Below are 26,508 nucleotides of genomic sequence, written 5' to 3'. Positions count from 1 at the left end.
GCCGGACGAGCTCTCGGCGTCCACGTGGTCCCCGAGCGGCAGGCCGACCAGCAGACCGGCCCCTCGCCGCGACCGGCTCGCCCGAGCAGCGCGCCGTGGAGGAGCTCGACCTGCTGATGACCCGCGGCTGACGGCGAGGGCCGGTCCTCGCCCCTCGCGTCAGCGGTCGCGCGGGGCGTGCTGGTGCGCCGCCGCCGTGAGGTCCCGGAGGAACCGGTTGAGCCGCTCCGGGTCGCCGCCCAGGCCCGGCAGCGCCTCCGCGATCAGGCGCCCCAGGTGGCGCAGCGGGACGTTCGCGTCGTTCGACGCGACCCGCAGCATCGCGAACGCGGTCTCCGCGTCGACCTGCTCGCTGAACGCGATCGCCCCGACGGCCTGGTCGATCAGCGCGCGGTTCCGGGCCGACGCGACGATCGACGCGGTGGCCTCGGCGCGCGTCTGCGCGTCCACCCGCGCGGTCGCGTCGACCAGGTGGCCCCGGAGGACAGCAGCGGTGCCGTCCGGCGGCGCGGGCGCCTCGAGGACCACCGTGACGAGGTGCTCCCGCCCGCGGGCGTCGACCAGCCGGTGGGCCGACCGCATCGGCACCCCGTCGGCGAGCGTCCGGTCCAGGGCCGCCCGGACGTCCTCCCGGTCGTCGGGGTGCAGGTGCGCGACGAACAGCCCGGTGGTCGGCACCACCTCGTGCGGCGCGAACCCGTGGATCGCGTACACCGCGTCGGACCACCACCACGACCCGGTGGCCCGGTCCACGCGGAAGGTCCCGGCGGCCACGGCGCCGGGCGGGTCGCCTGTCGGCTCGGTCATCGGCTCGCCCCCTCGCCGGTGGCGCCGGTCGCGGGCCGCTGCCGGACCCGTCCGCGCCTGCTCCGACCGTAGGGGGCGGACGGGTCCGCCGCACCCCCCGGGTCGCCCGCGCCGGTGCAGGGTCGACGGTCACCGCCGGGGCCGATGACACAATGGCCACCGACCGCGGCGGGAGAAGGACCAGGACATGACGAACGACGCTGCCGCCCACCTCGTGGAGCTGGACGCCCGCCCGAGCCTGCGCGAGCACGTCCGGCACTCGCTGCGCGCGGCGATCGTCACCGGCGAGCTCGAGACCGGGCGCGTCTACTCGGCGCCCGTGCTCGCGGCGACGTTCGGGGTGTCCGCGACCCCGGTCCGCGAGGCCATGCTCGACCTCATCAAGGAGGGTCTGGTCGAGCGGCTGCCGAACAAGGGCTACCGGGTCGTCGAGATCTCCGAGCAGGACCTCGACGACATCACCGCGCTGCGCCGGCTGGTCGAACCCGCCGGCATGCGCGACGCGGTGCCGCACGTCCCGGAGTCGGAGTTCGGCCGGCTCCGCGGCCTCGCGCAGCTGGTCATCGAGGCGGCGTCCCAGGAGGACCTCGTCGCCTACGTCGACCACGACCGCGAGTTCCACCTCGCGATCCTCGGGTACTGCGGGAACCGGCGCCTGGTCGAGCTCGTCGCCGAGCTGCGCGCCCGGACCCGCCTGTACGGCCTGCCGGTCCTCGCCGCGCACCACGACCTCGCGGCGACCGCCGCCGAGCACCTCGAGCTCATGGACCTGATCGAGCGGCGCGACGCCCCCGCCGTCGAGGCGCTCATGCAGCAGCACCTCGGGCACGTCCGGGGGCTCTGGGCGCGACCGACCTCCTGACCCGGGGCTCTCGGCGCCCGCCGCGGAGGGCGGGCACCGAGAGCGCGGGCGTCACAGGTCGATGCGGTGCCCGACCCCGGCCGCGACCGCCGCCTGCAGGACGCGGTGCGCGGTCACGACGTCCAGCACGGCCGAGCCCACGGTCTTGAACACCGTGGTCTGGCCATCGGCCGTCCGGCCCGCGGCACGACCGCCCAGGACCTCCCCGAGGGGGACCGGCCGGGACGGCTCGAGCAGGCCCGCCTCGATCGGGGCGATGAGGTCCCCGGCCTCGTCCAGCGCCGCCGCCGTGTCGATGGTCACCAGGTCGGCGTCCACGACGAGCCGCGCCGGAAGCTCCTGCATGGCCGGGGTGTAGGCGCCGACGCCGTTGACGTGCACGCCCGGGCCGAGCGCCGAGGGGTCGAACACGGGAACCGGGGAGGTCGTCGCCGCCGTCACCACGTCGGCGCCCTCCACGGCGTCCTCGGCGGTGCGCGCCACGGACAGCTCCGCGCCGTACCCGCTCGCCATCCCGCGGGCGTCGTCGACGAACGCGGCACACCGCTCGCCGTCGCGGTCGTGGACGCGGACGTGCGTGAGCGGCCGGGCCGCGAGCATCGCCTCGAGCTGGCCGAACGCCTGGCCGCCGGCCCCGATCAGTGCCCCGGTGCGCGCGTCGGCCCGGGCGAGCGTGTCGGTCGCCGCGCCCTGCACGGCACCCGTCCGCAGCGCGGTGAGGTAGGTCCCGTCCAGGATCGCCGCGACGTCACCCGTCGTGGCGTCGAGCAGCACGACCTTCGCCGGGACCGCCGGCAGCCCGCGGGCCGCGTTGCCGGGGAACACGGAGACGATCTTGATGCCGACCGCGTCGATCTGCGGCACGTGGGCCGGCATGAACAGGGCCTGCCCACCGTGCTGCGCGACGTCGAGGTTGGTCCGCAGGGGGACGTCGCAGCCGCCCGCCGCGTGCAGGGTGAGCGCCTCCTTCGCGGCGGCGATCGCCTCCCGCATGCTCATCAGGCTGCGGATGTCCTTCTCGGTCAGCAGGATCACGCTGCGACCTCCTTCTCGGGGGCGGTGGGCTGGGCGCGGCGCCCGAGGGCGAACGCCCGCAGGATCGTCACGGCGGTGTAGACGAGGACGGCGAGCACGACCCACTTGATGACCGTGACGTCGAGCGACTTCACGACGTAGACCGCCACCAGCACGCCCAGCACGCCGAACGTGGACGTCGACAGCGTCAGCTTGCGCGAGTAGGTGCCGAACTTGACGAACTGCGACGACCCGATCGGGACCGACAGCGCGCAGGCGCCCATCATGATCGGGAAGGCCGCGGCCGGGTTCATGCCCAGCGCGTAGGTGGTCGCCATCGTCAGCGCGTACGAGCCGATGCCCACGTTGTTCAGCGCGCCGAAGACGAACATGCAGACCGCGCCGAGCGCGAACTTCCAGCCGGTGAGCTCCGTCGCGACGCCGTTCGACGGGATCCAGCCGAGCTGACCGGCGAGGATCATGAACGACGTCACGACGAGGCCGATCCCGATGAACAGGCGGATGGTGTTCACGGGCAGCCGGACCACGAACCGCGGCCCGAGGTAGGCGCCGACGCACTGGGCGATGATGAACGTGAACAGCGTGACGAGGCCGACCTCGATGCTGCTGATGTACGAGACCGCCATGACGGCGACCGGGATGACGCACTGCGCGTTCAGCGTGCCGGGCAGCTTCTCGTCCGGCACCCACTTCGCGCGGCGGTACACGACCGTCGAGATCGCGAAGTCGGAGATGCCGAAGGTGGAGAAGAAGAAGGTGACGACCGAGGACAGCGCCTGGCCGATCACGCTCCCGGGCTCCGAGCGCAGCTCGGCACGGTGCCGGAGGAGGTCGCGGACGAACACGAACGCGAAGACGAGGTTGACCGCGACGACGAGGCCGAGCAGGACGGACAGCATCACTGTGCTCCCATGGGCCGAGGCCCGCTCTGAGGGGGTGGGGGCGGCGCGGGTGCTCCGGAACACCATGTGCCGTATGACAGTGCAATGGTATTGAGAACGGAGTCACAAGGTGGTGGGCCGATGGTCCCGAGGACGCGGCTCCGTGCGCAGGCGTGGCCTCGACGAGGCGGTGCACCTCTGCCGTGCGCGGCGCTGCGTCAGGACTGCATGTCCACGAAACGCGAGTAGTGCCCCTGGAACGCCACGGTGATCACGTCGGTCGGGCCGTTACGGTGCTTCGCCACGATCAGGTCCGCCTCGCCCGCGCGCGGCGACTCCCGCTCGTACGCGTCCTCGCGGTGCAGCAGGATCACCATGTCCGCGTCCTGCTCGATGGACCCGGACTCGCGCAGGTCGCTCATCGCCGGCTTCTTGTCGGTGCGCTGCTCGGGTCCACGGTTCAGCTGCGAGAGCGCGATGACGGGGACCTCGAGCTCCTTCGCGAGCAGCTTGAGCGCACGGGAGAACTCGGAGACCTCCTGCTGCCGGGACTCGACGCGCTTGCCGGAGGACATGAGCTGCAGGTAGTCGATGATCACGAGCTTGAGGTCGTGCTTCTGCTTGAGGCGCCGGCACTTGGCGCGGATCTCCATCAGCGACATGTTGGGCGAGTCGTCGATGTACAGGGGCGCCTCGGTGAGCTTGCCCTGGATCTGGGCGAGCTTCTGCCAGTCGTCGTCGCCCATCGAGCCGTTGCGCATCTTCTGCAGGGGCACGCGGGCCTCGGCGGAGAGCAGGCGCATGGTGATCTCGGAGCGGCTCATCTCGAGGGAGAACACGACGGAGGCCTGGTGGTGCTTGATGGACGCGGCGCGGGCGAAGTCCAGCGCGAGCGTCGACTTGCCGATGGCGGGGCGCGCGGCGATGACGATCATCTGCCCCGGGTGCAGCCCGTTGGTCAGCCGGTCGAGGTCCGCGAACCCGGTGGGCACGCCGACCATGCCCTCGCCGCGGTGGCCGGCGGACTCGATCTCGTCCAGGGTGCCCGCGACGACCTCGCCGAGCCGGTGGTAGTCCTCGGTGGTGCGCCGCTCGGTGACCGCGTAGACCTCGGCCTGGGCGTTGTTGACGATGTCGTCGACGTCGCCGCCGTCGGTGGCGTAGCCGAGCTGCACGATGCGGGTGCCGGCCTCGACCAGGCGGCGCAGGACGGCGCGCTCCCGGACGATGCGGGCGTAGTACCCGGCGTTCGCCGCGGTCGGCACCATCGAGATGAGGGTGTGCAGGTACGGCACGCCGCCGATGCGGCCGATCTCGCCGCGCTTCGTGAGCTCGTCGGCGACGGTGACGGCGTCGGCAGGCTCGCCGCGGCCGTAGAGGTCGATGATCGCGTCGTAGATCGCCTCGTGCGCCGGGCGGTAGAAGTCGTTGCCGCGGATCTGCTCGACGACGTCGGCGATGGCGTCCTTCGAGATCATCATGCCGCCGAGCACGGACTGCTCGGCGTCGAGGTCCTGCGGCGGGGTCCGGTCGAACGCCGGCGCGCGCCCCTGGCCCGCGGGTGCCCCGTACTCCAGGTCCTCGATCGTCACGTGCCCCGCCCCTCGTCCTGTCGCCCTCAGCCGTCGAACACCCGTTCTAGCACCGGCCACCCACACGTCCGCGGAGGCGGTGCGCACCCGGCGACGGTTCGCGCGCCGTCGCGAGGTTAGGTGCCGTCCGGGGTCGGCGTCGAGCGAGGCGTCCACAGGGGGTGTGGGCGACCTTGTGGAAGGCTGTGGACGAGCACCGTGCAGTTGTCCACAGTCCGTGGACACAGGTGTGGATGACTCCGGACAGCCTCGCGACCAGCGGCTTCTCACCGGGGCAAACGCCATCAACCGATGTGGACAGGACGAAGTTGGCCGCGATTTCACGCCTCGGACAGATGCTGTCCACCGTCGACCGCCAGATCCTCGGTCTCGCCGTCCCGGCGCTGGGGGCGCTGGTCGCCGAACCGCTGTTCGTGCTGGTCGACTCGGCGATCGTCGGACGGCTGGGGACCACCGAGCTGGCCGGCCTCTCCCTGGCGTCCACGCTGCTCGTCACCGTCGTCGGGCTGTGCGTGTTCCTCGCCTATGCGACCACGGCCGTCGTCGCCCGGCGACTCGGGGCGGGCGACCGGGCGGGCGCCATGCAGGTGGGCGTGGACGGCCTGTGGCTCGGCGGCGGGCTCGGGGTCGTGCTCGCCGCGGCCGCCCTCGCGCTGGCGCCGTGGGCCGTCGGCGCGCTGGGGGCGACCGGCGAGGTGGCCGAGCAGGCCGTGACCTACCTGCGCGCCTCCGCGCCGGGGCTCCCCGGGATGCTGCTGGTCCTGGCCGCCACGGGCGCCCTGCGCGGGCTGCAGGACACGCGCACGCCCCTCGTGGTCGCCGGCGTCGGGGCCGCGGTGAACGCGGCGCTCAACGTGGTGCTGGTCTACGGCGCCGGGCTGGGGATCGCGGGGTCCGGCCTCGGGACGGCGATCACGCAGGTCGGCATGGGCGCGGCGCTCGTCGTCGTCGTGGTGCGCGGGGCGCGGCGGGCGGGGGCGTCGCTGCGCCCGGCGCCGGGCGGGATCCTCGCGGGGGTCCGCACCGGGACGCCGCTGCTGCTGCGCACGCTGTCGCTGCGCGTGGCGATCCTGCTGACCGTGTGGGTCGCGACCGCGCTCGGCCCGGTGGCGCTCGCCGGGCACCAGGTGGTGAACGCGGTCTGGGGCTTCGTGGCGTTCGCCCTGGACGCCCTGGCGATCGCGGCGCAGGCGCTCGTCGGGCACGCGCTGGGGGCGGCGGACGTGCCGCTCGTGCGGTCGCTGCTGCGCCGGACGCTGCAGTGGGGCGTCGGGGCCGGGGTGGTGCTGGGGCTGCTGACCGGCTCGCTGGGCTGGTGGTTGTCCGCGGCGTTCACGTCGGACCCCGAGGTCCGGCACGCGGTGACCGTCAGCCTGGTGGTCGCCGCGGCGCTGATGCCGATGGCCGGGTGGGTGTTCGTGCTCGACGGGGTGCTGATCGGTGCGGGCGACGGGCGGTTCCTCGCGGCGGCCGGGCTCGTGACGCTCGCGGCCTACGTGCCGGTCGCGCTGGCGGTCCGGGCGTGGGCGCCGGACGGGTGGGCCGGGCTCGCGTGGCTGTGGGCGGCGTTCGCCGGGGTGTTCATGCTGGCGCGGGCCGTGACGACCGGCCTGCGGGCGCGCGGCGGGGCCTGGATGGTCACCGGGGCGTGATGTCCGGGTCCACCGGTGGCTCCTCGGGTGGCGCGCCGGCCGCCTTCTCGCCCCGGCCGGAGCGCGCGCTCAGCAGCAGGAGGACGATCCCGATCGGCAGGAACGCGTACGACGTCGAACGCATCGACTCGTTCGTGAGCCCGCTGAGCCCGAGGATGAAGAACACGAGCCCGATCGGCAGGAAGGCGGCGTTCGGGTTCGTCCCGTCCTGCTCCGCCTCGGGCGCCGGCGGCTGCGGCTGCTCGCTCATGCCCTCGACGCTACCCAGCGCTCGCCCGGCCTGCCTCCGCCCCGGGACGGAACGCCAGGTCGAGGGTTCCGCTCGACACGCCGCGACGACACGCCGGAGGATGAGCGAAACCCTCGACCTCGACCGCCGCGCGCCGCGCCCCGGACGCACGCACGCCCCGCGCCGGCGGACCGGGGCGGGGCGTGCGGGGTGCTGCTCGGGTCAGGCCGCGACGACCTTGACGGTCAGCTTCGCGGAGACCTCGGCGTGCAGGCGGACCTGCACGTCGTACTGGCCGAGGGCCTTGATCGGCTGCGCGACCTCGACCTTGCGGCGGTCGATCGACGGGCCACCGGCCGCCTTGACCGCGTCGGCGATCTCGGCGGTGGTGATGGCACCGAACAGGCGACCGGACTCGCCGGCCTTCGCGGAGACGGTCACCGGGTTGCCCTGGAGGGAGTCACGCACGGCGCGCGCCTCCTCGAGGGTCTCGATCTCGCGCGCCTTGCGGGCACGGCGGATCTGGGTGATCTCCTTCTCGGCGCCCTTCGACCAGGTGGTCGCGAGGCCGCGCGGGACCAGGTAGTTCCGGGCGTACCCGTCCTTGACGTCGACGACGTCGCCGGGAGCGCCGAGGCCCGTGACCTCGTGGGTCAGGATGAGCTTGGCCATCTGATTGCTCCTTCTCAGCGCGCCGACGACGAGTACGGCAGGAGCGCCATCTCGCGGGCGTTCTTCACGGCCCGCGCGATCGCGCGCTGCTCCTGGACGGACACGCCGGTCACGCGGCGGGCGCGGATCTTCCCGCGGTCGGAGATGAACTTCCGCAGCAGGGCGGTGTCCTTGTAGTCGACCGACTCGATCTTCGCCGCCTTGAGCGGGTTCTGCTTCTTCTTGGGCTTCCGGACAACGGCCTTGGCCATCGTGGTGCTCCTCTTCTACGTTCTGGAGCCCGGGGCGTTGCCATGCCCCGGGATGGGATGTGCTGTGCGGGCGCGCGCCCTGGTGCCGACCGGCAGGTCAGCGGTGGTCGATCAGAACGGGGGCTCGTCGGAGTAGCCGCCGGCGCCGCCACCACCCGCGGGCGTGGCCCACGGGTCGTCCTGCGCCTGGTTGCCGCCTCCGTTGAAGCCGCCGCCACCACCGCCACCGCTGAAGCCGCCACCGCCGCCGCCGAAGCCACCGCCGCCGCCACCGGACCGCTGGGTCCGGGTGACCTTGGCCGAGGCGTAGCGGAGCGACGGGCCGACCTCGTCGACCTGCAGCTCGTACACGGTGCGCTTCTCGCCCTCGCGGGTCTCGTAGGACCGCTGGACGAGCCGCCCGCTGACGATCACGCGGGTGCCCTTGGTGAGCGACTCGGCGACGTTCTCGGCCGCCTCCCGCCAGATCGAGCAGCGGAGGAACAGCGTGTCGCCGTCCTTCCACTCGTTGCTCTGGCGGTCGAACGTGCGCGGCGTGGACGCCACGGTGAAGTTCGCGACCGCGGCCCCGGACGGGGTGAACCGCAGCTCCGGGTCGGCGGTCAGGTTCCCGATCACCGTGATGGTGGTGTCACCAGCCATGCCAGCTCCTCGTTCTCGTCGAATGCTCGTCGGGCTGTTCCGCCCCTGACGGGGACGGTACGCGCGCGGTCAGACACTCAGGCGTCCTGGCGGAGCACCTTCGTGCGGAGGACGGCCTCGTTGAGGCCGAGCTGGCGGTCCAGCTCCTTGGCGGTGTCCGGCGTCGAGGAGAAGTCCACGACGGCGTAGATGCCCTCGGACTTCTTCTTGATGTCGTACGCCAGGCGGCGACGGCCCCAGATGTCCACCTTGTCGACGGAGCCACCGTCGGTCTTGACGACCGACAGGTACTTGTCGAGGGACGGAGCGACCGTGCGCTCCTCGATGTCGGGGTCGAGGATGATCATGATCTCGTACTGACGCAGGCTCATACCCACCTCCTCTGGTCTCGGCGGCCACGGTCGTTCCGTGGCAGGAGGGTGTCGTGCGTCGCGGTGCCGGCGCCGGGGTCGATCGGCGACGTCCGGGCAGGCACAGCAGCGCACCAGTCTACCCGGTCCGGGCGGCGGCTGGGGACGACGACGGGGACGTCCCGGGCGGTCCCGGGACGTCCCCGTCGGTGGTGCTGCGCGGCGTGCGGTCAGCCGGTGGTGCCGGCGTTCCCGGCGGCGTTGCCGTTGGCCGGCGGCGCCGGGCTCTGCGTCGGGCCGGGGTCGGCCTGCTGCGGCCCGCGCGACACCCGGATCGTGACCGTCGAGCCCGGCGCGACCTGCGTGCCGCTGCCCGGGTTGACGCCGAGCACGGTGCCCTTGGGCTGGTCGCTGTCCTCCTCGGCGACCGCGGGCACCAGCCCGGCGTTCGTGATCGCGGCCTGCGCGTCCGCGATCTTCATGCCGGACCCGATCGACGGCACCGCCACGGTCGCCGGCTCCTCCGGCTCCACCGGGGCCTGCGTCTCCACGGGCGCCTGCGTGGTGGGCGTCGCGGTCGGCTTCCGGTCGGCGTTCACGTCGGCCCGGGCGGGGAACGGCGTCGGCGTCGCGTACTTCTCGAGCTGCAGCACCGGGGTCATGTACTGCGCCCAGAGCCGGGCCGGCCAGGTGCTGCCCGTGACCTCCGTGACGCCCTTGCCCCACGGCGTGATGCTGACGACGTCCTTGCCGTTCTCGCCGACCTGGCTGAGGGCGACGGACGTGACGATCTGGGGCGTGAACCCGACGAACCAGGCGGACTTGTTCTCGTTCGACGTGCCGGTCTTGCCGGCGATGTCGCGCCCGATCGGCTTGATGTAGGTCTTGCCGGAGCCCTTCTGCACGACCTGGGTCATCGCGTACGTGGTGTCCGCCATGACGCCCGCGTCGAACACCTGCGTCGGGGTGGTCTCGCCGGTGTAGGCGACGTCGCCGTCCGGGTAGGTCGCCTGGGCCACCATGTACGGCTTGTGGTAGACGCCCTGAGCGGCGATCGTCGCGTACGCCGACGCCATGTCCAGAGGGCTGACGTCGTCGCTGCCGAGCACGTTGGAGGGCTCGGTGTTCACCGGGGAGGTGACGCCGGCGCGCGCCGCGACCTCGGCCGTCTTCTCGGGCCCGACCTCGATGTTGACCTGCGCGTACACCGTGTTCACGGACTGCTCGGTGGCCTTGACCAGGTCGATGTCGCCGAAGTCCTCGAACCCGAAGTTGTTGACCTTCCAGTCGCCGAACTCCTGCGGCGACCGGCCGTTGTACCGCTCGGTGAGCGGGATGCCGTTCTCGAGCGCCGCGATCAGCGTGAACGGCTTGAAGGTCGAGCCGCCCTGGACCCGCCCGCGGGTCGCGCGGTTGATCATGTCGGTCAGGTAGTCCTCGCCGCCGTACATCGAGACGATCGCCCCGTTCGTGGGGTCGATCGAGACGATGCCGACCTTGAGGGCCGGGTCCGGGACGGCGCCGCCGGCCAGCTCCCCGCTGCGCACCTGGGCCACGGACCCGACGGCGGTGTCCTGCACCGGCTTCTCGATCGTCGTGACGATCGTCAGCCCGCGGCGCGACAGCATGTCCTCGGTGATGCTGCCCGTGGCGGTCAGCTCCTGCGTCACGTACTCGAGCAGGTAGCCGTTCGGCCCGCCGAGCCGGTTGCTGCGCTCGTACGGCTGCACGGCGGGGAACGTCAGCGCGTCGCGGTCCGCCTGGGCGAGGAACCCGTCGCGGACCATGCCGTCGAGCACGTAGTTCCACCGCTGCTCGGCCTTCTCGGGGCTGACCGCCGGGTCCCAGTTGTTCGGGGACGGGATCAGGCCCGCGAGCATCGCCGCCTGGGAGACGTCGAGCTCGGCGGCGGAGACGCCGAAGTACGACCGCGCCGCGGCGTCGATGCCGTACGCGTTCCGGCCGAAGTAGATGGTGTTGAGGTACCGGCCGAGGATCTGCTCCTTGGTCTCGGTCTGCGCGATCTTGATCGCGAGCAGGGCCTCCTTGGCCTTGCCGACGTACGACGTGGTGGTCTCGCCCACGTAGTACCGCTCGACGTACTGCTGCGTCAGCGTCGACCCGCCCTGGGTGTCGCCGCCCCGGAGGTTGTTGAGCAGCGCGCGGCCCATCCCGGTGATCGAGATGCCCTGGTTCTCGAAGAACGTGTGGTCCTCGGCGGACACGACCGCCTGGCCGACGTGCTCCGGCAGCGTCTCGTAGTCGACGAGGTTCCGGTTCGGCCCCTCGTACCGGCCGAGCTCCGTGGTGCCGTCCGCGTAGTAGACGACGGACGCCTGCTCCTCGGCGAAGTCGTCGGGCGCCGGGACGTCGGTCAGCGCGTACGCGGCGACCGCGACGCCCAGGCACAGGAAGACGAACGACAGGATGCTGCCGACGACGAACCGCCACGAGGGCAGCCAGCGGTGCAGGCCGGTGTAGCCGCGGCGGGGGTAGTCGAAGATCCGCCGCCGGCCGCCGGAGGGGGCGGTCCGGGACGCGCCGCCGCGGGGGGCGTTCGTCGTGGACCGTCGGGTGGAGCCTGCCAACGCACTGCCTTCCTGTGGACTGCCGGGGGGCGGGGTTCGGGGGCGGTGGGCGGCGAGGACGCCGGCCCGGGCCCGGATCAGTATGCGCGTGCCGCCGGCGGCGACAGCGGGCCGCCCCCCCGGAAGCGGCGGACTTTCACGCGATCGCCACGAGGCCCGCCGCAGGACTTCCCGACCCGACGAGGATCCTCGCAGGGTCGGCGCCCGACGGCACGTGAACCGGGGGCGAACCGCCGGGCGCGCGGCGGGCGACGCGCGGGTGAACGCCAGGTCTTGCCGGAATCGCCCGGTTCGCCCTACCCTCCCCGATGTATCAACTCGATACATCGCGGTGCGAGGCAGCGGAGGGAGGCCAGCGGTGCGCGGACGTCAGGACGTGCTCGAGTCGGCGATCCTCGGGCTGCTGCACGACTCCCCGATGCACGGGTACGAGCTCCGCAAGCGGCTCAACCTGCTGCTCGGGTCGTTCCGGGCGCTGTCCTACGGCTCGCTCTACCCGTGCCTCAAGGCGCTGGTCGCGCGCGGCTGGATCGCCGGTTCCGACCCGCAGGACGCGCCCGCGCACGGGCTGTCCGGCAAGCGCGCCCGCATCGTCTACCAGCTCACCGCCGAGGGCAAGGAGCAGTTCCAGCACGTGCTGGCCTCCTCGGGCCCCGCGGCCTGGGAGGACGAGAACTTCGGCTTCCGGTTCGCGTTCTTCGGCCAGACCGACGCGGAGACCCGGCTGCGGATCCTCGAGGGCCGGCGCACCCGGATGACCGAGCGGCTGGAGCTCATCAAGGACTCCGTGTCCCGCACCCGCGTCCGCATGGACGAGTACACCCTCGAGCTCCAGCGTCACGGGCTCGAGCAGGTCGAGCGCGAGGTCCGCTGGCTCGACGACCTCATCGACCACGAGCGCAGCAACCGCGGCGCCCGTCCCCAGGGCACCGGCCGTCCGGCCGACGCCCGCCCCGAAGCTGTCGAGGATGACCCCATCGTCGCGGCACAACCCCCTCAGAAGGAGCGAGGATGACCGCCATCCGCGTGGCTATCGCAGGCGTGGGCAACTGCGCCTCGTCGCTGGTCCAGGGCGTGCACTACTACGCCGACGCCGACCCGAGCACCAAGGTGCCGGGCCTCATGCACGTGCAGTTCGGGGACTACCACGTCCGCGACCTCGAGTTCGTCCTGGCGTTCGACGTCGACGCGAAGAAGGTCGGCTTCGACCTCTCCGAGGCGATCGTGGCCTCCGAGAACAACACCATCAAGATCGCGGACGTCCCGCCGCTCGGCGTGACCGTGCAGCGCGGCCCGACCCTCGACGGCGTCGGCAAGTACTACGCGCAGACCATCGAGGAGTCCGACGCGGAGCCCGTGGACGTCGTCCAGGCGCTCAAGGACGCCAAGGTCGACGTGCTCGTCTCCTACCTGCCGGTGGGCTCCGAGGAGGCCGACAAGTTCTACGCGCAGGCCGCCATCGACGCGGGCGTCGCGTTCGTCAACGCGCTGCCGGTCTTCATCGCCTCCGACCCGGAGTGGGCCGCGAAGTTCGAGGCCGCCGGCGTCCCGATCGTCGGCGACGACATCAAGTCCCAGGTCGGCGCGACCATCACGCACCGCGTGCTCGCCCGCCTGTTCGAGGACCGCGGCGTCATCCTGGACCGCACGTACCAGCTGAACGTCGGCGGCAACATGGACTTCAAGAACATGCTCGAGCGCGAGCGCCTGGAGTCCAAGAAGGTCTCGAAGACCCAGGCGGTCACCTCCAACCTCGAGGACGGCCCGCTGGCCGGCAAGAAGGAGGACCGCAACGTCCACATCGGCCCGTCGGACTACGTCGCGTGGCTCGACGACCGCAAGTGGGCGTACGTCCGCCTCGAGGGCCGCGCGTTCGGCGAGGTGCCCCTGAACCTCGAGTACAAGCTCGAGGTCTGGGACTCCCCGAACTCCGCGGGCATCATCATCGACGCGGTCCGCGCGGCGAAGATCGCGCTCGACCGCGGCATCGGCGGCCCGATCCTGTCGGCGTCGACCTACTTCATGAAGTCCCCGCCGGTCCAGAACGAGGACCGCTACGGCCGGGAGCTCGTGGAGAAGTTCATCGCGGGCGAGATCGAGCGCTGAGCGCTCGCTGAACCCGACCGGGGCCCCGGTGACGTCCGCGTCGCCGGGGCCCCGTCGCGTCCCGACCCGTCAGGACCCGTCAGGACCCGGCGATCTCTGCGCGCAGCGCGTCCAGCAGCGTCGTCAGCCCCTCCGCGAGCGCCTCGGCCTGCGCGCGGGTCGCGGTCGCCGACACGGTCCACACGGTCGCCGGCCCGCCATCGGCGGCCGGCACCGCGACGAACTCCTGCACCTGCGTCATCGGCACCGGGTCGCCGTCGATCGTCGTGGTGAAGTGCACCTCCTGCGCGACGGCGAGGTCGCCGCGCGCCTCCTGGCGGTGCACCGCGACGTCCTGCTCCGAGGCCTCGATCGCGCGGACCGCCTCGGCGCCGAGCGCCCGGACCAGGCCCGGGTCCGCGGACCGCTGGACGCCGACGGTGACGTTCGCGGTGAACCCGGCGTCCGGCACCTCGTGCGCGGCGGCGAACGCGATGCCCGGCGTGCCCAGGGTCTCCGGCGGGATCAGGCGCCAGCCGTCCGGCAGCGCGGGGGCGGCGTCCTGGGGCTCGGTGCTCATGGGTCTCCTCGGTCGTGCGCGGCGGTCCGCCGAGTCTAGGCGCGGGGTCCGTGCCGGTCCCCGCCCGGGACGTCCGCCCCCGGCCGCCCGCGCGGCGCCCGGGTACCGTCGGGGGCACCCAGCCGCCCGACCCCCCGGACCCGCGATGCCCCTCCCCCCGCTCGTCGACCCCGGACCGCCGCTCACCCCCGCCGAGCGCGCCCGGTTCTCCCGGCACGTCCTCATCCCGGAGGTGGGCGAGGTCGGCCAGCGCCGGCTGCGGAACGCCCGGGTGCTGGTCGTCGGCGCGGGCGGCCTCGGCTCCCCCGTGCTGCTGTACCTGGCCGCGGCGGGCGTCGGGACGATCGGCGTGGTGGACGACGACGTGGTGGACGCCTCGAACCTGCAGCGCCAGGTCGTGCACGGCGACGCGGACGTCGGCCGGGCGAAGGTCACGAGCGCCGCGGAGACCGTCCGGGCCGTGAACCCGCTGGTCGAGGTCGTGGAGCACCGGGTCCGGCTGACCGCGGCGACCGTCGCGGACGTGGTCGCCGGCTACGACGTGGTCGTGGACGGGACCGACAACTTCCCGACGCGGTACCTGGTGAACGACGCCTGCGTGCTGGCCGGGGTGCCCCTCGTCTGGGGCGCGGTGCTGCGGTTCGACGCGCAGGTGTCGGTGTTCTGGGCGGCGCCGCCCGCGGGCTCCGGGTACCCGGCCGTGCAGTACCGCGACGTGTTCCCCGAGCCGCCCGCGCCGGGCACGGTGCCGTCCTGCGCGGAGGCCGGGGTTCTGGGCGTCGTGTGCGGGGCGGTCGGCTCGATGATGGCCGCCGAGGTCGTCAAGCTCGTCACCGGCCTGGGCGACCCGTTGCTCGGGCGGATGCTCGTGCTCGACGCACTGGGCGGGCGATGGCGCGAGCTCCCGGTGCGGCCGGACCCGCGGGGCGTCCCGGTGACCGCGCTGACCGACCTGGACGAGGTCTGCGAGGTCGGCGAGCCGCTGCCCGCCATCACGGCCCGCGCCCTCGCCGCGCGTCTGGCCGCGCGCGAGGCCGGCGCCGACGACCTGGACCTCGTGGACGTGCGGGAGCCCGCGGAGCACGCCCTGGTCGCGATCCCCGGGGCGCGGCTGCTGCCGAAGGGCGCGTTCCTGGACGGCTCGGCGTTCGCGCACCTCGACCCGGCGCGGCCGCTGGTGCTGCACTGCAAGTCGGGCATCCGCTCCGCGGAGGTGCTGGCCCTGGTCCGGCAGCGGGGGTTCGACGCCGTGCACCTGGAGGGCGGCGTGCTCGCGTGGGTCGACGACGTGGACCCGGCGCTCCCGCGGTACTAGCCGGCGCGACCGCGACCGCCCCGGTCGCTCAGTGGTCGCCGCCGGCCACCTGGTCCACGGCGTGCCGCAGGGCCGCGCCGACCGCGGCCATCGCCTGCTCGACGGCCCGCACGGACCCCGGCAGGTTCACCACGACCGTGCGCCCGGCGAGCCCGGCGCGGCCCCGGCTGAGCATCGCGGACGGGACCCCGGCGGCCACGCCCGCGGCACGCACCGCCTCCGGGACGCCCGGCAGGTCGCGGTCCAGCAGCGGGGCGGTCTGCTCGGGGGTGTCGTCCCCGGGAGCGAGGCCGGTGCCGCCGGTCGTGACCACGAGCGCGACGCCCGCGGCCACCGCCGACCGCAGCGCGGCCCCGACCGGCGGGCCGTCGGGCACGACCTCCGGACCCTCCACGACGAACCCCAGCGCGGCGACCGCGGCCGCGAGCGCCGGGCCGGACCGGTCAGGGTAGACCCCGGCGGCGGCGCGGGTGGAGACGGTGACGACCCGGGCGCGGAGCGCCGGCGCCCCCGCCGGAGGGCCCCCGGTCTCAGGCACGGCGCCAGGTCCCGCTGCGACCGCCCGACTTCTCCTCGACTCGGACGTCGGTGATCGTCGCGCCGCGGTCCACGGCCTTGACCATGTCGACCAGCGCGAGCCCGGCGGCGGCGACGCAGGTCAGCGCCTCCATCTCCACGCCCGTCCGGTCGGCCGTCCGCACGGTGGCGGTGATCCCGACGCCCGCGTCCGTGACCTCGAGGTCGACCACGACGCCGTGGATGGCGACCGGGTGGCACAGCGGCACGAGGTCGGGGGTGCGCTTGGCGGCCTGGATGCCGGCGATCCGGGCGACCGCGAGCGCGTCGCCCTTCGGCACGCCCTCGCCCCGCAGCAGGTTGACCACGTGCTCGGTGGTGACGACGAAGCCGGTGGCGGTCGCCGTGCGGACGGTGACCTCCTTCGCGCTCACGTCGACCATGCGGGCCTCGCCGCGGGCGTCCACGTGCGTGAGGTGCTCCTGGGTCATCGGGGGTCTCCTTCGGTGAGCAGCACGTCGACGAGCGCGCCGGCCGGCAGGGCGGTGACGTCCTCGGGGACGACCGCGAGGGCGTCGGACAGCGCGAGGGCGCCGAGCAGGTGGGAGCCGGGGCCGCCGACGAGCCGCACGGTGGGGGTCCCGCCGGCGGCCGCGGGCTCCAGGCGGGCGCGGAGGAGCTGCCGCCGCCCGGCCGGGGAGGTCAGCGGCTCGGCGAGCGCCGCGCGGACGACCGGCCCGGGTCCGTCCGGCAGGCCGAGCAGGCGGCGGAGCAGCGGCCGCACGAAGACGTGGAACGACACGAACGCGCTCGCGGGGTTGCCGGGCAGCGTCACGACGGGCACGCCGCGCGGGCCGAGGACCCCGTGGCCCTGCGGCTTGCCGGGCTGCATCGCGACGCGGACGAAGGTCACCCCGGCCCCGGCGAGGTCCGCCTTGACCACGTCGTACGCGCCCTCGCTCACCCCGGCGGACGTGAGCACCAGGTCGGCGTCGCCCAGGTGCGGCTCCAGCGCCGCGAGCAGCGCCCCCGGGCGGTCGGCCACGACCGGCGCGGTCACCGCGACCCCGCCCGCTCGGCGGACGGCGGCGGCCAGCATCGGGCCGTTCGCGTCGTGGATCTGCGCGGGACCGAGCGGCTGCCCCGCGGGGATGAGCTCCGCGCCGGTGGACAGCACGACGACCCGCGGCGGGCGGTGCACCCGGACGGCCGCCCGGCCCACCCCCGACAGCAGCCCGACGACGGCGGGCGTGACGACGGTGCCCGCGGTCAGGACCACCGCGCCGGTCCGGACGTCCTCGCCGCGCCGGCGCACGTGGGCAGCGGGCCGGGGCAGGACGTCGACGCGCACCCGCTCGGTCCCCGCATCCGTCTGCTCGACGGGGACGACCGCGCCGGTGCCCTCGGGGACCGGGGCGCCCGTCATCACCCGGGACGCCGTGCCGGCCACGAGCGCGGCGCGCGGCACCCCGCCGGCGGGGACGTCGTCGACGACCCGCAGCGTGACCGGGACCGCGGCGGCCGGGTCGTCGGCGTGCAGGTCGTCCGCGTGCAGGGCGTAGCCGTCCATCGCGGAGTTGTCGAAGGCCGGCAGGTCCACGGCGGAGGCGACGTCCTCCGCGAGCACCAGGCCCAGCGCGTCGGGCACCGCGCGCTCCTCGACGGGCCCGGCGACGACACCGGACAGCACGGCGGCCCGGTGCTCCTCGACGGTGCGGGCGGCGACGGGCAGGCTGCGGCTCACCGCCCGACGGTAACCCGGGCGCGCCACGCCGAGGTCGGCCCAAGGTCATGCGACGCGCCCGACCGGACTCCGTAGCCTGTCGGCATGAGGAGCGCCGGCGACGCGGCCCCGGGCGCGGGGGTGCTGGAGGACCGGTTCGGCCGCGTCGCGCGGGACCTGCGCGTGTCGCTCACCGACCGGTGCAACCTGCGCTGCACGTACTGCATGCCCGCCGAGGGGCTGCCGTGGCTGCCGACCGCGGAGGTGCTGACCGACGACGAGGTCGTGCGCCTGGTGACGGTGGCCGTCGAGCGGCTCGGGGTCCGGGAGGTGCGGTTCACCGGCGGCGAGCCGCTGCTGCGCCGGGGCCTGGAGTCGATCGTCGCCGCGACCACGGCGCTCCGCCGGGCCGACGGCACCCCGCCCGAGACGTCGCTCACCACGAACGCGCTGGGTCTGCACCGGCGGGCCCGCGGCCTGGCCGACGCCGGGCTCGGCCGGGTGAACGTCTCCCTCGACTCGCTCCAGCGGGACCGGTACGCGCGGATCACCCGCCGGGACCGGCTGCCGGACGTGCTGGCCGGGCTCGCCGCCGCACGGGACGCCGGGCTGACGCCGGTCAAGGTGAACACGGTGCTGGTCCGCGGGGTGAACGACGACGAGGCCGTGCCGCTGCTGCGCTGGGCCCTGGCCGAGGGCTACCGGCTGCGGTTCATCGAGCAGATGCCGCTGGGGCCGCACGACGCCTGGGACCCGTCGTCGATGGTGCGGGCCGACGAGATCCTCGGCGCGCTGCGCGCGGCGTTCGACCTGACCCCGGTGGACTCCGCCCGGCGGGGCGCGGACCCCGCGCAGACCTGGGCCGTCGACGGCGGCGACCCGGACGGGGGCGCCGTGGTCGGGGTGATCGCGTCCGTGACCCGCCCGTTCTGCGGCGACTGCGACCGGGTGCGGCTCACCGCGGACGGCCAGATGCGCGACTGCCTGTTCGCCCGGCACGAGACGGACCTGCGGGGCATGCTGCGGGCGGGGGCGGACGACGCGGAGCTGGCGGCGGCCTGGGCGGCGGCGATGCTGCGCAAGGGCCCGGGCCACGGCATCAGCGAGGCGGGGTTCCGGCAGCCGGAGCGCCCGATGAGCGCGATCGGAGGATGAGCATGACCGACGTCAGCGTGCGGCTGCGCTACTACGCCGGGGCGAGCGCCGCCGCGGGCCGCGACGAGGAGCCGGTGACCGTGGCCGCGGGGACCACGACGGCCACCCTCGTGGCCGACGCGTGCGCGCGGCACGGCGCCGACCTGACCCGCGTGGCCGCGGCGTGCAGCGTCCTCGTGGACGGGGTGCCCGACGCGGACCGCAGCCGGGTGCTCGACGGCGCGGTCACGGTCGACCTGCTGCCGCCCTTCGCGGGAGGCTGAGGACGCCGCCCGGGCTACGGGCAGGCCACCCACTCGTCGGTGCCGTCCGGGAACTCCTGGCGCTTCCAGACCGGCAGCCGGTGCTTGACCTCGTCGACCAGGGCCGACGCCGCCTCGAACGCCTCGGCGCGGTGCGCCGCGGCCACGGCGACAGCGAGCGCGCAGTCCCCGATGCCGAGGTCCCCGATCCGGTGCACGGCGGCGACCGCGTCCACGTCGGACCGCGCCGCCACGTCGGCGACGACCGCGGCCATCACGTCGGGCGCGGAGGGGTGGGCGACGTACTCGATGCCGGTGACGGCGCGGCCGAGGTCGTGGTCGCGGACCACGCCGGAGAACGTCACCACGGCGCCGGCGGTCGCGCGGCCGACCTCGCGGGCCAGGTCCGCGGGGTCGATCGCGTCGCGGGTGACCTCGGCCCGGACCACGGTGCGCGCGGCGGGCGAGACGCGGCTGCTGTCCCGGGCGGGCGCGGGGGCGCCGTCGAGCGCCGGGTGGGCGGCGGTCGCGTCGGGGCGGGGGGCGGCCATCGGCCCAGCGTAGGCCGGGGCCGGCGGGACCCGGGTCCCGGGTCGCGGCCCGCACCTGCGGATGTCCGTCCCCGCTCCACACCGCACGCGCGTCGATCTGGGACCTCCGGCCCCGCGCGCGCGGCGTCCCGTCCCTAGACTCCCGACCGTGTCGGACTTCCGGATCTCCGAGGCCGCGGCCCTGCTCGGCGTCAGCGACGACACCGTGCGTCGCTGGGTGGATGGCGGCCGCCTGCCCGCGCGTCGCGCCGAGGGCTCCGGGCGGTGGACCGTGGCCGGCGCCGACCTGGCGGCGCTCGCCCAGGAGCTCGCCGGCACGCCCGACGCGGAGACCGGCCGGTCCGCGGTCTCCGCCCGCAACCGCATGCGCGGCATCGTCACCCGGGTCGTCCGGGACACGGTGATGGCGCAGGTGGAGATCCAGGCCGGTCCGCACCGGCTCGTGTCCCTGATCAGCCGCGAGGCCGCCGACGAGCTCGGCCTCGAACCCGGTGTCGTCGCGGTCGCGTCCGTGAAGGCCACCCACGTCGTCGTGGAGGCCGCCCCGTGAACCGTCGTCCTGCCGCGCTCGTGGCCGGCTCGCTCGCGCTGCTGGTCGCCCTGGCGGGGTGCGCGTCGACGGCCGCCCCCGACGCCGCGACCACCCCGGAGCCGGCCGGCTCCCCGACGGCCGAGCCGCTGACGGGCGAGCTCGTCGTGTTCGCGGCCGCCTCGCTGCAGGACGCGTTCACGGAGCTCGGCGAGCAGCTCGAGCAGGAGAACCCGGGCCTCACCGTGACGTTCTCGTTCGGCGGCTCGTCCACCCTCGCGACGCAGCTCGTCTCCGGCGCCCCGGCGGACGTGTTCGCCGCCGCGAGCGCGACGACGATGGCGGACGCCGCCGAGGTCACCGGCGAGCCGCAGCTGTTCGCGCGGAACACGCTCGAGATCGCCGTCCCCGCGGGCAACCCGGCGGGCGTCACCGGCCTGGCCGACCTGGCCGACCCCGACCGCACCATCGCCCTGTGCGCGGTCGAGGTCCCGTGCGGCGCCGCCGCCGAGAAGGCGTTCGCCGCCGCCGGCCTCACCCCCGCCCCGGACACGTACGAGAAGGACGTCACCGCGACGCTCACCAAGGTGCAGCTCGGCGAGGTCGACGCCGCGCTGGTGTACCGGACCGACGTCATCGGCGCCGGCGCCTCCGTCGAGGGCATCGACTTCCCCGAGTCCGCCGAGGCCGTGAACGACTACCCGATCGCGCTGCTGGCGGACGCCCCGAACCCCGGGGCGGCCGCGGCGTTCGTCGCCCTCGTGCTGTCCGCGTCCGGTCAGGACCTGCTCGCCGGCGCGGGCTTCGACCCCGCGGGCTGACGTGCGGCGCCGCCTCCCGCCTCCCGGCGTCCTGGTCCCCGCGGTCGCGGGACTGCTGTTCCTGGTCGCGCCGTTCGTGGCGCTCCTGGTGGCGGCCCCGTGGTCCGCGATGCCGGACCTCGTCGGGTCCCCGGAGGTGGCGCAGGCCCTCGGGCTGTCGCTGCGCACGGCCGTCGCCGCGACCGCGATCTGCCTGGTGCTGGGCGTCCCGCTCGCGTCGCTGCTCGCCCGGGGGCAGGTGCCGGGACTCGGCCTGGTGCGCGCCCTCGTGACGATGCCGCTCGTGCTCCCCCCGGTCGTGGGCGGCGTCGCGCTGCTCATGCTGCTCGGCCGCAGGGGCCTGGTCGGGGAGCACCTGGACACCTGGTTCGGGTTCACGCTGCCGTTCACGACGGCCGCGGTCGTGGTCGCGGAGGCGTTCGTCGCCCTGCCGTTCCTCGTCATCTCCGTCGAGGGCACGCTGCGCGGCACGGACCGGGCCGTCGAGGACGCGGCGGCGACGCTCGGCGCCTCCCGCTGGTACGTGTTCCGCCGGGTGACGCTCCCCCGCATCGCGCCCGGGATCGCCGCGGGCGCGGTGCTGTGCTTCGCGCGGGCGCTCGGCGAGTTCGGCGCGACCATCACGTTCGCCGGCAACTTCCCCGGCACGACGCGCACGATGCCGCTGGCGATCTACCTCGCGCTGGAGCAGGACCCGGACGCGGCGATCGCGCTGTCCCTGGTGCTGGTGGCGCTGTCGCTCGCGGTGCTCGTCGCCCTGCGCGGCCGCTGGCTCACGGAGCTCCGGCGGTGACCGGCCTGGACGCGCACCTGCGGGTGGCGCGCGGGGCGTTCACGCTCGACCTGCCGCTCACGGCGGCGCCGGGCGAGGTCGTCGCGCTGATCGGGCCGAACGGTGCCGGCAAGTCGACCGCCCTGCGCGCGCTCGCCGGGCTGCTGCCCCTGGACCGCGGCCGGGTGCTGCTCGGCGGCCGGACGCTCGACGGCCCGGGGGTGCACGTGCCGCCGGAGCGCCGCGGGTGCGGCGTGGTGTTCCAGGACCACCTGCTGGTCGGGCACCTGTCGGCGCGGGAGAACGTGGCGTTCGGCCCGCGCGCCCGCCGGGTCCCGGCGCGGGTCGCGCGGGCGACGGCCGACGCGTGGCTGGACCGGCTCGGGCTGGCGGCGCACGGCGGGGCACGGGCGAGCACGCTGTCGGGCGGGCAGGCGCAGCGGGTGGCCCTGGCCCGGGCGCTCGCGACCGACCCCGGCCTGCTGCTGCTGGACGAGCCCTTCGCGGCGCTCGACGCGGAGACGCGCGGGGCCGTGCGGGACGTGCTGCGCGCGCACCTGGCCGAGCGGCCGTGCCCGGTCGTGCTGGTCACGCACGACGCTGCCGACGCCGCCGACCTGGCCGACCGCGCGGTCGTGCTGGTGGACGGGCGGCCCGTGGCGGAGCTCGGCCGGGCGGAGCTCGCGGCCGCGTGGGACGCCGGGGCGGCGACGGTGCCGTGGCGCGGCGGGGCGGGGGCCACGGGCGCGCTCGCGGCGGAGCCGGAGCCCGAGGAGCCGCCGCTGCCCGACCTCACCGTCGGGGTCGTCGTGCTGGCCGGGGGCACGGCCCGGCGGATCGGCGGCGGCGACAAGACCGCCCTCGACGTCGGCGGGCGCCCGATCCTGCACCGGCTGCTCGACGACCTCGCCCCCCTGCCGACGGTCGTCGTCGCCGACCCGCCGCCCGCGGCCGACGCCGCGCTGTTCCCGCACGCCCGCTGGGTGCGCGAGTCCCCGGCGGGCGCCGGGCCCGCTGTCGCCCTCGCGGCGGGGGTCGCGGCGCTGCCGGACGTCGAGGCGGTGGTGGCGGTGGCCGGGGACCAGCCGTTCGCGGGCCCGGTGGTCCCCCGGCTCGTGCGGGCCCTCGCGGATCACCCCGAGGTGGACGCGGCGCTCGGCGTGGACGCGGACGGGCGCGAGCAGCCCCTGCTCGCGGTGTACCGGACCGCCGCGGTGCGGATGCGGCTGGCGGCCGTCCGCCCGGGGCAGGCGCTGCGCACGGTGCGGGTCGGGCTGCGGGTGCACCCCGTCCCGCTGACGGGCACGGAGGGGCTCGACGTGGACGACGCGGCGGACCTCGCGCGCGCCCGGGACGCGGCGGACCACCCCGCGCATTAGCGCAGGCATGTCCGGAAGAAACCCGTTCGTCCCGGTGACATTTTCGGCATGCCGGTGTTTCTTTTCTCCCGTTCTCTGTGTGCTTCATGCATTTCGGGACCTCCGTCCCGGACACATCAGGCGTCCCGGCGAACACTGGGAGGGCACCCCGCGGCCCCGTCATCGTCGACCCGGCCCGCGCGAGCCCGTCCTCAGCCCGCCAGGAGCGCCCCCATGCCTCAGCCCGCCGCACCCGCGGCCGTCCTCGACGCACCCGTCACGCGTCGCTCGTTCGTCAAGTGGAGCGCGGCCGCCGGCGGTGCGGCCGCCGCGGTGGGTGCCGGGGCCAAGCTCGGCCTGCTCCCGATCACCGCCGCCGCGCCCGCGTCGGCGGCCGAGCAGCCCGCGGACGCCCGCGTCGTCTGGTCGTCGTGCAACGTCAACTGCGGCTCCCGCTGCCCGCTGCGGATGACCGTCGTCGACGGCCAGGTCACGCGGGTGGACCCCGACGACACCGGCGACGACCAGCTCGGCACGCAGCAGATCCGCGCCTGCGTCCGCGGCCGGTCGATCCGCCAGCGCATCTACAGCCCGGACCGGATCAAGTACCCGATGAAGCGGGTCGGCACCCGCGGCTCGGGCGAGTTCCAGCGCATCAGCTGGGACGAGGCGCTCGACACCGTCGCCCAGGCGCTGCGCAGCACGATCGACACCTACGGCAACGAGGCCGTCTACTACAACTACGGCTCCGGCAGCACCGGCGGCAACATCTCCAAGCGCGGCACGTGGCCCCGCCTGCTCGCCTGCCTCGGCGGGTACCTCGGGCAGTACGGCACCTACTCGACGGCGCAGATCCAGTACGCCACCCCGTACACCTACGGCTCGATGGTCTCCAGCAACTCGCTGCCGGACGCCGTCAACGCCAAGCTCGTCGTCTTCTGGGGCAACAACCCCCTCGAGACCCGGATGAGCGGCGGCGGGGAGACGTTCTCCGTGCAGCAGGCCCGGCGGGAGGCCGGCACCCGGACCATCGTCATCGACCCGCGCCTCAGCGAGACCGCGGTCAGCGTCGCCGACGACTGGGTCCCGCTGCGGCCGGGCACCGACGCCGCGCTGGTGGCGGGCATGGCGCACGTGATGATCACCGAGGGCCTGCACGACCAGGCGTTCCTCGACCGCTACTGCGTCGGCTTCGACGAGGACCACCTGCCCGAGGGCGCCGCGCCGGGCTCGTCGTACCGGTCCTACATCCTCGGCGAGGGCCCCGACGGCACCGCCAAGACCCCCGAGTGGGCCGCCCGGATCACCGGCGTCCCCGCCGGCACCATCGTCCGGGTCGCCCGCGAGATCGCCCTCGCGAAGCCGTGCGCGATCACCCAGGGCTGGGGCCCGCAGCGGCATGCCGACGGCGAGAACGCCTCCCGGGCGATCTTCATGATGGCGATCATGACCGGCAACGTCGGCGTCACCGGCGGCGGCACCGGGGCCCGCGAGGGCTCCTACTCGCTGCCCGTCGAGGCGTTCCCGCTGCTCGACAACCCGGTGAAGACGAAGATCTCGTGCTTCCTGTGGACCGACGCGGTCGAGCGGGGCGCCGAGATGACCAAGACCGCCGACGGCGTGCAGGGCAAGGACCAGCTCGACGTCCCGATCAAGCTCATCATCAACAACGCGAGCAACACCCTGATCAACCAGCACTCCGACACCGGCCGCACCGCGAAGCTGCTCGAGGACGACTCGCTCTGCGAGATGGTCGTCGTCATCGACAACCAGATGTGCGCGTCGGCCCGGTTCGCGGACATCCTGCTGCCCGACACCACCAACGTCGAGCAGGCGGACCTCGTCCCCGGCGGTTCCGCCGGCGACATGGGCTACGTGATCCTGGCCGACAAGGTCATCGACCCGCTGTTCGAGAGCCGCACCGGCTACGACATGTGCTCCGACCTGGCGCGGCGCCTCGGCGTCGAGGAGGCGTTCACCGAGGGCCGCACGCAGGAGGACTGGATCGACTACCTGCACGCCAAGACGCAGGCGAAGGTCCCCGAGCTGCCGTCCGTGGACGAGCTCCGGGAGCTGGGCGTCTGGCGCAAGCAGAACCCGGCCGGCACCGTCGTGGCGCTGAAGAAGTTCCGCGAGGACCCGGACGCCAACCCGCTCGAGACCCCGTCCGGGAAGATCGAGATCTACTCCGCCGCGCTCCAGGAGCTCGCCGACACCTGGCAGCTGGCCGACGGCGACCGGATCACGGCGCTGCCCGAGTACGTCCCGACCTGGGAGGGCCCGGACGACGAGCTCCGGTCGACCTACCCGCTGCAGATGATCGGCCACCACTACAAGGGCCGCACCCACAGCTCCTACGCGAACGTCCCCTGGCTGCAGGAGGCGCACCCGCAGGAGGTGTGGATCAACCCGGTGGACGCCCGCGAGCGCCGCGTCGAGCAGGGCGACACGGTCCAGGTGTTCAACGACCGCGGCCGCATCGAGCTGCCGGCGAAGGTCACCGCGCGCATCGCCCCCGGGGTCGTCTCCGTCCCGCAGGGCGCCTGGTACCGGCCGGGGGCCGACGGCGTCGACCGCGGCGGCTGCACGAACACGCTGACCACGTGGCGGCCGTCCGCCCTGGCCAAGGGCAACCCCCAGCACACCAACCTCGTCCAGATCGAGAGGGCATGACCGTGGCCAAGCAACTCGGCTTCCACGTCGACCAGGCCTACTGCACCGGCTGCAAGGCGTGCCAGATCGCGTGCAAGGACAAGAACGACCTCCCGGTGGGCATCTCCTGGCGCCGGGTGGTCGAGTACACCGGCGGCGGGTGGACCACCGACCCGAGGGCCGGGACGTTCACCCCGAACGTCTTCACCTACTACACGTCGGTCTCCTGCAACCACTGCGAGGACCCGATCTGCGTGAAGGTCTGCCCCACCACCGCCATGAGCAAGGGCGAGGACGGCATCGTGTCCGTCGACCCCGAGAAGTGCGTGGGCTGCCGCTACTGCGAGTGGGCGTGCCCCTACTCCGCACCCCAGTACGACGCCGACGCCGGCGTCATGTCGAAGTGCGACTTCTGCGCCGACTACCTCGCCGAGGGCAAGGACCCGGCCTGCGTCGCCGCCTGCCCCTCGCGGGCCCTCACGTTCGGGGAGATCGACGAGCTGCGCGCCACCTACGGCGACCGCGCGGACATCGCCCCGCTGCCCGACCCCTCCGTCACCCGCCCGAGCCTCGTGATCACCCCGCACCCGCGCGCCCAGGCGTCGGGCGAGGGGACCGGGGTCGTCGCCAACCCCGAGGAGATCTGAC

General features: G+C 74.4%; 28 protein-coding genes. 13 read left to right on the top strand and 15 right to left on the bottom strand.

What is annotated here, in order from left to right; genetic code table 11:
* Positions 1-159 precede the first annotated feature (159 nt).
* Complete coding sequence (locus tag HNR08_RS08620) at positions 160-807, bottom strand: PAS and ANTAR domain-containing protein (protein WP_146834496.1); 648 nt, start codon at positions 805-807, stop codon at positions 160-162.
* 187 nt (positions 808-994) lie between these two features.
* On the opposite strand from HNR08_RS08620, the gene HNR08_RS08615 reads away from it, so the two are divergent.
* The gene (locus tag HNR08_RS08615; RefSeq protein ID WP_146834499.1) at positions 995-1,669 is read left to right on the top strand and encodes a GntR family transcriptional regulator; all 675 of its coding nucleotides are present in this window, start codon (positions 995-997) and stop codon (positions 1,667-1,669) included.
* A gap of 51 nt (positions 1,670-1,720) precedes the next feature.
* Here the strand turns inward: HNR08_RS08615 and HNR08_RS08610 are convergent, their stop codons facing one another.
* The 3 genes from HNR08_RS08610 to dnaB form a co-directional block, all read right to left on the bottom strand.
* Positions 1,721-2,704, bottom strand: coding sequence for an ornithine cyclodeaminase family protein (locus tag HNR08_RS08610; protein WP_146834502.1), 984 nt, complete (start codon positions 2,702-2,704; stop codon positions 1,721-1,723).
* A complete protein-coding gene (locus HNR08_RS08605; RefSeq protein WP_183834952.1) occupies positions 2,701-3,603 on the bottom strand; it encodes a sulfite exporter TauE/SafE family protein in 903 nt (300 codons plus the stop codon). The genes HNR08_RS08610 and HNR08_RS08605 overlap by 4 nt, the downstream gene beginning before the upstream one ends.
* 200 nt (positions 3,604-3,803) lie before the next feature.
* Positions 3,804-5,177, bottom strand: a complete 1,374-nt coding sequence (gene dnaB / locus HNR08_RS08600; RefSeq protein ID WP_183834950.1) for a replicative DNA helicase — start codon at positions 5,175-5,177, stop codon at positions 3,804-3,806.
* Positions 5,178-5,512: 335 nt separating this feature from the next.
* On the opposite strand from dnaB, the gene HNR08_RS08595 reads away from it, so the two are divergent.
* On the top strand, positions 5,513-6,829 hold the full coding sequence (locus HNR08_RS08595; RefSeq protein WP_146834511.1) for an MATE family efflux transporter: 1,317 nt from the start codon (positions 5,513-5,515) through the stop codon (positions 6,827-6,829).
* On the opposite strand, the gene HNR08_RS08590 is transcribed toward HNR08_RS08595, so the two are convergent.
* The 6 genes from HNR08_RS08590 to HNR08_RS08565 all read right to left on the bottom strand — a co-directional run bounded on the left by HNR08_RS08590 (position 6,816) and on the right by HNR08_RS08565 (position 11,561).
* The gene (locus tag HNR08_RS08590) at positions 6,816-7,079 is read right to left on the bottom strand and encodes a hypothetical protein (protein WP_146834514.1); all 264 of its coding nucleotides are present in this window, start codon (positions 7,077-7,079) and stop codon (positions 6,816-6,818) included. The genes HNR08_RS08595 and HNR08_RS08590 overlap by 14 nt on opposite strands.
* A 201-nt stretch (positions 7,080-7,280) precedes the next feature.
* Positions 7,281-7,730, bottom strand: a complete 450-nt coding sequence (rplI, locus tag HNR08_RS08585) for a 50S ribosomal protein L9 (RefSeq protein ID WP_146834517.1) — start codon at positions 7,728-7,730, stop codon at positions 7,281-7,283.
* A 14-nt stretch (positions 7,731-7,744) separates the two neighbouring features.
* Positions 7,745-7,981, bottom strand: a complete 237-nt coding sequence (gene rpsR / locus HNR08_RS08580; protein WP_013772910.1) for a 30S ribosomal protein S18 — start codon at positions 7,979-7,981, stop codon at positions 7,745-7,747.
* Between the two features lie 111 nt (positions 7,982-8,092).
* A complete protein-coding gene (locus HNR08_RS08575; protein WP_146834520.1) occupies positions 8,093-8,623 on the bottom strand; it encodes a single-stranded DNA-binding protein in 531 nt (176 codons plus the stop codon).
* A 77-nt stretch (positions 8,624-8,700) separates the two neighbouring features.
* Positions 8,701-8,994 carry a 30S ribosomal protein S6 gene (rpsF, locus tag HNR08_RS08570; protein WP_146834523.1) on the bottom strand — a complete coding sequence of 98 codons (294 nt, stop codon included), beginning with the start codon at positions 8,992-8,994 and terminating at the stop codon, positions 8,701-8,703.
* 209 nt (positions 8,995-9,203) lie between these two features.
* Positions 9,204-11,561: a penicillin-binding protein gene (locus HNR08_RS08565; protein ID WP_168429950.1), complete on the bottom strand. Its 2,358-nt coding sequence runs from the start codon at positions 11,559-11,561 to the stop codon at positions 9,204-9,206.
* Positions 11,562-11,919: 358 nt separating this feature from the next.
* On the opposite strand from HNR08_RS08565, the gene HNR08_RS21640 reads away from it, so the two are divergent.
* Together HNR08_RS21640 and HNR08_RS08555 are read left to right on the top strand one after the other, a co-directional pair.
* Positions 11,920-12,576 carry a PadR family transcriptional regulator gene (locus HNR08_RS21640; RefSeq protein ID WP_183834948.1) on the top strand — a complete coding sequence of 219 codons (657 nt, stop codon included), beginning with the start codon at positions 11,920-11,922 and terminating at the stop codon, positions 12,574-12,576.
* Complete coding sequence (locus HNR08_RS08555; RefSeq protein WP_146834532.1) at positions 12,573-13,667, top strand: inositol-3-phosphate synthase; 1,095 nt, start codon at positions 12,573-12,575, stop codon at positions 13,665-13,667. The genes HNR08_RS21640 and HNR08_RS08555 overlap by 4 nt, the downstream gene beginning before the upstream one ends.
* A gap of 79 nt (positions 13,668-13,746) precedes the next feature.
* Here the strand turns inward: HNR08_RS08555 and HNR08_RS08550 are convergent, their stop codons facing one another.
* Positions 13,747-14,226, bottom strand: coding sequence for a hypothetical protein (locus HNR08_RS08550; protein ID WP_146834535.1), 480 nt, complete (start codon positions 14,224-14,226; stop codon positions 13,747-13,749).
* A gap of 145 nt (positions 14,227-14,371) precedes the next feature.
* Between HNR08_RS08550 and moeB the strand changes: the two genes are divergently transcribed.
* The gene (moeB, locus tag HNR08_RS08545) at positions 14,372-15,541 is read left to right on the top strand and encodes a molybdopterin-synthase adenylyltransferase MoeB (protein WP_146834538.1); all 1,170 of its coding nucleotides are present in this window, start codon (positions 14,372-14,374) and stop codon (positions 15,539-15,541) included.
* 28 nt (positions 15,542-15,569) lie between these two features.
* Here the strand turns inward: moeB and HNR08_RS08540 are convergent, their stop codons facing one another.
* Genes HNR08_RS08540 through HNR08_RS08530 form a run of 3 tightly spaced genes read right to left on the bottom strand, consistent with a single transcriptional unit; the run spans position 15,570 to position 17,801 of the window.
* A complete protein-coding gene (locus tag HNR08_RS08540; RefSeq protein ID WP_146834541.1) occupies positions 15,570-16,079 on the bottom strand; it encodes a MogA/MoaB family molybdenum cofactor biosynthesis protein in 510 nt (169 codons plus the stop codon).
* Positions 16,072-16,548, bottom strand: coding sequence for a cyclic pyranopterin monophosphate synthase MoaC (moaC, locus tag HNR08_RS08535; RefSeq protein WP_146834544.1), 477 nt, complete (start codon positions 16,546-16,548; stop codon positions 16,072-16,074). The genes HNR08_RS08540 and moaC overlap by 8 nt, the downstream gene beginning before the upstream one ends.
* Complete coding sequence (locus tag HNR08_RS08530) at positions 16,545-17,801, bottom strand: molybdopterin molybdotransferase MoeA (RefSeq protein WP_146834547.1); 1,257 nt, start codon at positions 17,799-17,801, stop codon at positions 16,545-16,547. Before HNR08_RS08530 ends, moaC begins: the two co-directional genes overlap by 4 nt.
* Positions 17,802-17,885: 84 nt before the next feature.
* Here HNR08_RS08530 and moaA point away from each other — a divergent pair, with 84 nt between their 5' ends.
* Positions 17,886-18,935, top strand: a complete 1,050-nt coding sequence (moaA, locus tag HNR08_RS08525; protein WP_146834550.1) for a GTP 3',8-cyclase MoaA — start codon at positions 17,886-17,888, stop codon at positions 18,933-18,935.
* A gap of 2 nt (positions 18,936-18,937) precedes the next feature.
* Positions 18,938-19,198 (top strand): MoaD/ThiS family protein, encoded by a 261-nt coding sequence (locus HNR08_RS08520; protein ID WP_146834553.1) that lies wholly within the window; start codon positions 18,938-18,940, stop codon positions 19,196-19,198.
* A 14-nt stretch (positions 19,199-19,212) separates the two neighbouring features.
* Here the strand turns inward: HNR08_RS08520 and HNR08_RS08515 are convergent, their stop codons facing one another.
* Positions 19,213-19,728: a molybdenum cofactor biosynthesis protein MoaE gene (locus HNR08_RS08515; RefSeq protein ID WP_146834556.1), complete on the bottom strand. Its 516-nt coding sequence runs from the start codon at positions 19,726-19,728 to the stop codon at positions 19,213-19,215.
* Between the two features lie 148 nt (positions 19,729-19,876).
* Here HNR08_RS08515 and HNR08_RS08510 point away from each other — a divergent pair, with 148 nt between their 5' ends.
* From HNR08_RS08510 to HNR08_RS08485, 6 genes are all read left to right on the top strand, one after another.
* Positions 19,877-20,278: a TOBE domain-containing protein gene (locus HNR08_RS08510; protein WP_146834559.1), complete on the top strand. Its 402-nt coding sequence runs from the start codon at positions 19,877-19,879 to the stop codon at positions 20,276-20,278.
* Positions 20,275-21,078, top strand: a complete 804-nt coding sequence (modA, locus tag HNR08_RS08505) for a molybdate ABC transporter substrate-binding protein (RefSeq protein ID WP_222595999.1) — start codon at positions 20,275-20,277, stop codon at positions 21,076-21,078. Before HNR08_RS08510 ends, modA begins: the two co-directional genes overlap by 4 nt.
* A 1-nt stretch (position 21,079) precedes the next feature.
* Positions 21,080-21,871 (top strand): molybdate ABC transporter permease subunit, encoded by a 792-nt coding sequence (modB, locus tag HNR08_RS08500; RefSeq protein WP_146834562.1) that lies wholly within the window; start codon positions 21,080-21,082, stop codon positions 21,869-21,871.
* A complete protein-coding gene (locus HNR08_RS22295) occupies positions 21,868-23,229 on the top strand; it encodes an ATP-binding cassette domain-containing protein (RefSeq protein ID WP_183834944.1) in 1,362 nt (453 codons plus the stop codon). Before modB ends, HNR08_RS22295 begins: the two co-directional genes overlap by 4 nt.
* A gap of 213 nt (positions 23,230-23,442) precedes the next feature.
* Entirely contained in the window at positions 23,443-25,881 is a 2,439-nt protein-coding gene (locus tag HNR08_RS08490) for a DMSO/selenate family reductase complex A subunit (RefSeq protein ID WP_146834565.1), read from the top strand.
* Positions 25,878-26,507 carry a DMSO/selenate family reductase complex B subunit gene (locus tag HNR08_RS08485; protein WP_146834568.1) on the top strand — a complete coding sequence of 210 codons (630 nt, stop codon included), beginning with the start codon at positions 25,878-25,880 and terminating at the stop codon, positions 26,505-26,507. The genes HNR08_RS08490 and HNR08_RS08485 overlap by 4 nt, the downstream gene beginning before the upstream one ends.
* Position 26,508: the final 1 nt, after the last annotated feature.

This window comes from Cellulomonas hominis (genome assembly GCF_014201095.1).
In the GTDB taxonomy this organism is placed as follows: Bacteria; Actinomycetota; Actinomycetes; order Actinomycetales; family Cellulomonadaceae; genus Cellulomonas; species Cellulomonas hominis.
Note: the sequence above shows the minus strand (reverse complement) of the source record. Positions and strands in the feature narration are given on the sequence as shown.